Source organism: Streptomyces sp. SM1 (genome assembly GCF_002910825.1).
GTDB classification, from domain to species: Bacteria; Actinomycetota; Actinomycetes; order Streptomycetales; family Streptomycetaceae; genus Streptomyces; species Streptomyces okerensis.
Genome location: NZ_NEUB01000602.1, coordinates 1 through 5,176, shown reverse-complemented (window position 1 = coordinate 5,176; position 5,176 = coordinate 1). Strand labels below are relative to the sequence as shown.

Annotated in this window: 2 protein-coding genes; both read left to right on the top strand. The window is 73.6% G+C overall.

The genetic code is table 11. From position 1 onward, the window contains the following. Nucleotides 1-419: 419 nt before the first annotated feature. Nucleotides 420-2,150, top strand: a complete 1,731-nt coding sequence (locus B9S61_RS14840) for a GAF domain-containing sensor histidine kinase (protein ID WP_103542681.1) — start codon at nt 420-422, stop codon at nt 2,148-2,150. A gap of 211 nt (nt 2,151-2,361) precedes the next feature. Continuing rightward, entirely contained in the window at nt 2,362-4,734 is a 2,373-nt protein-coding gene (locus B9S61_RS14835) for a glycoside hydrolase family 65 protein (RefSeq protein WP_103542680.1), read from the top strand. Nucleotides 4,735-5,176: the final 442 nt, after the last annotated feature.

The window sequence follows — 5,176 nt, the reverse complement described above, 5'->3', positions numbered from 1 at the left end:
CCGTCACGCCGCCGCCCGATCCTCGCCGACGTTCACCAGGCGATTCGGCCCGCGCAGCCGCGAGGCCCGGCGGGCGGGACATTCTCCTGGGCCGGGGCGACGCCCCCCCCGGGGTCGCGGGCGGCAGTGGTCCGGGACGGTCGGAGGGCTCCCCGATGGGGGGCAAGGTGAACGGGGCCGGTCCTGGTTCCCAGCGTGGCGGGATGGTGGTCCCGGGGTGGCTGATCGGGGGTTTCCGAGGCGGTCGGCAGGTGTTGTCGCGGTGGCGGGGCGGCGGGTCCCGGGGTGGCCGGACGGTGGGCCCGCTGGACGCGCGGCCGGGCCGATGCCGTACCGTCACCTTTACTGGACCGTTACCGGAGCGCCGGTCGGCAGGCAACCCGTCGACGGTGCGCGGGCGATGGGGACGGGAGGCACGGGTGGAAGACTCCGAGCGGGACGGGGACGCCCGCGTACGGTTGCCTCAGCTGAGGCTCGACGAACTGCTGGAGGAGCTCCAGGCCCGGATCGACGCGGCGCGCGGCACCCGCGACCGGGTGCACAGCCTGCTGGAGGCCGTGCTCTCGGTCGGCCGCGAGCTGGAACTGGAGCAGGCGCTGCACAGCATCGTGGAGGCCGCCGCGGCGGTGGTGGACGCGCGGTACGCGGCCCTGGGGGTGATCGGCCCGGACGGCAAGCGGCTGTCCGCCTTCCACACCGTCGGGATCGGTGACGAGGAGATCGCCCGCATCGGCCACTACCCCGAGGGCCACGGCATCCTCGGCGAACTGATCCGCCACCCCGAGCCCCTGCGGGCGGCGAAACTCTCCGACCACCCCAGCTCGTACGGCTTCCCCGACCACCACCCGCCGATGAACACCTTCCTCGGTGTGCCCATCCGGGTCCGCGACCAGGTCTTCGGCAACCTGTACCTGACCGAGAAGCGGGGCGGGGCGCAGTTCGACGAGGAGGACGAGTCGGTCCTGTCCACCCTGGCGGTCGCCGCCGGTGTCGCCATCGACAACGCCCGTCTCTACGAGGAGTCACGGCAGCGCGAACGCTGGCTCCAGGCCAACGCCGAGATCACCCACGGCCTGATGTCCGGCAGCGAACGCGGCGCCGCCCTGCTGCTCATCGCGGAACGCGCCCGCGAGATCACCGGCGCCGCCCTCGCCGTCGTCGCGGTGCCCATGGAGGGCACCGACTCGCTGACCGTGGAACTGGCCATCGGGCAGGGCGCGGAGACCCACCGAGGGCTCGTCGTGCCGGTCGAGGGCAGCCTGCTCGGCCGGGCCTTCACCACGGCCGCCCCGGTCACCAGCCCGGACATCACGACCGACGACCGGGTCTTCCCCGGCCCCCAGCGCCTCGAGGAACTCGGCCCGGCCGCCGCCGTGCCCGTCGGGTCGGGCGACCGTGTGCGTGGCATCGTCCTGCTGGTCCGGACCGCCGACCGCAACCCCTTCTCCGACAAGGAGATCGAACCGCTGCAGGGGTTCGCCGCCCAGGCGGCCGTGGCGATGGAACTGGCGGAACGCCGCCAGGACGCCGAGCAGATCGCCGTGCTCGAGGACCGTGACCGCATCGCCCGTGATCTGCACGATCTGGCGATCCAGCGGCTGTTCGCCACGGGCATGACCCTCCAGAGCGCCGGCCGGTTCATCGAGCACAAGGAGGCCTCGGAGCGGGTACTGAGGGCCGTCGACGACCTCGACGAGACCATCAAGATCATCCGCTCGACCATCTTCGGTCTGCGGTCCCGGGAGGCCGCCGGCGCCGACGGATCGGGCCTGCGGGCCCGCGTCGTGCGCGGGGTCGGCGAGGCCGCCCCCCTGCTCGGGTTCGCGCCCAGTGTGCGCATGGAGGGTCTGATCGACACCCAGGTGCCCAGGGAGACCGCCGACCACGTGGTGGCCGTGCTCTCCGAGGCCCTGACCAACATCGCCCGGCACGCCCGCGCCGACCGTGCCCAGGTGGCCCTGGAGACCGACGGCCGCGAGGTCCGCCTCTCGGTCTCGGACAACGGGGTGGGCATCACCGCAGGGGGCCGCCGCAGCGGGGTGCGCAACATGGCCGAGCGCGCGGAGCAGCTCGGTGGCACGTTCGACATCACCGGGTCCCCCGACCGGGGCACGACCCTGCTGTGGAGGGTGCCGGTGCGGGAGGAGTAGGCGCTGCCGCCGGCCCGGTGTGTGCCGGGCACCCGCCGGGGGTACTCGTCGACGGCCTTCGGCCGCAGCGGCCGTCGGGGCCACGGCCGGCACGTGTCCCGCAGTCGGTGACGGATCCCGGACCGGACGCCGACGCCGCGCGGTACGGTGCCCGACATCGTCGTACGGACGTCCGGGGGCCCGGCACCGCCGCCGGCGGGAGGAGCGTCGAGTGACGGACTGGACCTGGGAGTACGAGGGCTACGACCCCGACGGCGCGCGCCTGCGGGAGTCCCTGTGCACGCTGGGCAACGGGTACTTCGCCACCCGGGGGGCGCTGGCGGAGTGCTCCGCCGACGACGTGCACTACCCGGGGACGTACGCGGCCGGCGTCTACAACCGGCTCACCTCCCAGGTCGTCGGTCGGCAGGTCGAGAACGAGGACATGGTCAACCTGCCCAACTGGCTCCCGCTCCGCTTCCGCCTCCCCGGGGAGTCCTGGCTCGCCCCCGACACGGCGAGCGTGCTCGAGCACGTGGTGACGCTGCACCTGTCCTCCGGACTGATGGAGCGCCGGACGCGGTACGGTCTCGGCGCGGGGCGGGCGCTGCTCGTGCGCCAGCTCCGGTTCGTGCACATGGCCGATCCCCATCTGGCGGGCCTGCGCACCGAGTTCACCGCGGAGGGGTTCTCCGGCGCGCTCGAGACCGAGGCGGCGCTCGACGGGGGTGTCACCAACGCCGGGGTGCCCCGCTACCGGGATCTGGACGGCCGCCATCTCACCGACGTGCGTACCGGTACGTCCGCCGGGGACACGGTGTGGCTCGGCTGCCGTACCCGCACCTCGGACGTGCGGATCGCCCTAGCCGCCCGGTTCACGTCACCGGCGCCCGTGACGGTCCGGCACGAGCGTCCGCGTGCCGTCCAGACGACCCGGCTGGACCTGGCCGCCGGACGCACCGTCACCGTCGACAAGATCGTCGCCCTGCACACCTCCCGCGACCCCGCGATCAGCGACCCGCTGCACGCCGCTGTCGACCGGGTGAGCCGGGCGGGCGATTTCGACGAGCTGATGGGGCCGCACCTGACGGCCTGGGAGCAGCTGTGGCGCCGGACCGAACTCGACGTGGCCGGCGAGGCGGGGCGCATTCTGCGGCTGCATCTCTTCCATGTCCTGCAGACCCTCTCCCCGCACACCGCGGACCTGGACGTCGGGGTGCCGGCACGGGGACTGCACGGTGAGGCCTACCGGGGGCACGTCTTCTGGGACGAGCTGTTCGTCCTGCCGTACCTCAACCTGCACCTCCCGGAGGTCTCGCGGGCGCTGCTGCACCACCGTCACCGGCGCCTCGAGCGCGCCCGCACCGCCGCGCGGGACGCGGGGCGCAGGGGCGCGATGTACCCGTGGCAGAGCGGCAGCGACGGCCGTGAGGAGACACAGCAGCTGCATCTCAACCCCCGCTCCGGGCGCTGGCTGCCCGACCACTCCCACCTCCAGCACCACGTGGGATCGGCCATCGCGTACAACGTGTGGCAGTACTGCGAGGCCAGCGGCGACGAGGAGTTCCTGCACACCAAGGGCGCCGAGATGCTGCTGCAGATCTCCCGTTTCTGGGCGGACTCGGCAGGCTTCGACGACGGGTTCGGCCGGTACCGCATCAAGGGCGTCGTCGGGCCCGACGAGTACCACGACGCCTACCCGGACGCCGCCGGGCCCGGCCTCGACGACAACGCGTACACCAATGTCACGGCCGCCTGGGTACTCACCCGCACCCTGGAGGTGCTGCGCGGCCTGCCCGAGCCGAGGCGCCGGGAACTCGCCGAGCGGACCGGACTGGACGCGGGTGAGCTCGAGGAGTGGGAGGAGATCTCCCGGCAGCTCCACGTCCCCTTCCACAACGGGGTCATCAGCCAGTTCGAGGGCTACGGGGAACTCGCCGAGCTCGACTGGCGGGGCTACCGGCGCCGGTACGGCGACATCCGGCGCCTCGACCGGATCCTGGAGGCGGAGGGTGACAGCGTCAACCGCTACCAGGCGTCCAAGCAGGCGGACGTCCTGATGCTGGGCTATCTCTTCTCGCCCGCCGAACTCCAGGGCCTCTTCCACCGGCTGGGCCTGAGCCTGGACGAACGGACCTGGCGGCGCACGGTGGACCACTACCTCCACCGCACCAGCCACGGCTCCACCCTCAGCGGCCTGGTCCACGGCTGGGTCCTGGCCCGGGCGCGCCGCGCGGACGCCTGGACGTTCTGCCAGGAGGCCCTTCGGGCGGACATCGCCGACATCCAGGGCGGCACCACCGGCGAGGGCATCCACCTCGGTGCCATGGCCGGCACGCTCGATCTGGTGCAGCGCGGACTGACCGGACTCGAGACCCGCCGCGGCGCCCTGTGGCTCGACCCGGTGCCCCTGCCGGAGCTGTCCTCCTACGGATTCACCCTGCGCTATCACGGCCACTGGGGCGTGCGGCTGCGGCTGGAACGCGGCCAGCTGGAGATCACCGTGCCGTCGTCCGGACGCTCCCCGATCGAGGTACACCTCCCGGACCGCCGCATGATCCAGGTCGAGCCGGGCGAGACCAGCCGCCTGCCCCTCCCGGACTGACACGCCGAACGCCCACCGGATCCCGGCCCGGCCGGGCGCCTGACGGTGTGTGGTCCCACCGGGGCGGCGGCCCAGGACGCCCGTCCGGCGGATCAGACCGCAGGCGCGAAGGCCGACGCTCTCCTTCTCCGGCCGGGAGCACCGCCCAAGTCCTCGGGCAGCGGGTGAGGGCAGCGGGCCGGGCCGGACCTCGCTCGTCGGGCCCGGCCCATGGCCCCGGGCGGGAGCGGCCAATCCCGTCGGACTGGCCCACGTGGAACGCCCGCCCGATCCGGGAACGGACTGGGCGGGCGCTCGGCGGTGTGATTCCCCCGGGGGCCCAGGGGGACCGTCCGGCGGGTCAGGCCGGAGGCGTGAGGGGCGGCATCCGCGCAGGGCACCGGGCAGCCCGCGGCCCCGGACGGGTACCGCTCAGGTCCCTCGGGCGGCGGGAGGGCGGTGG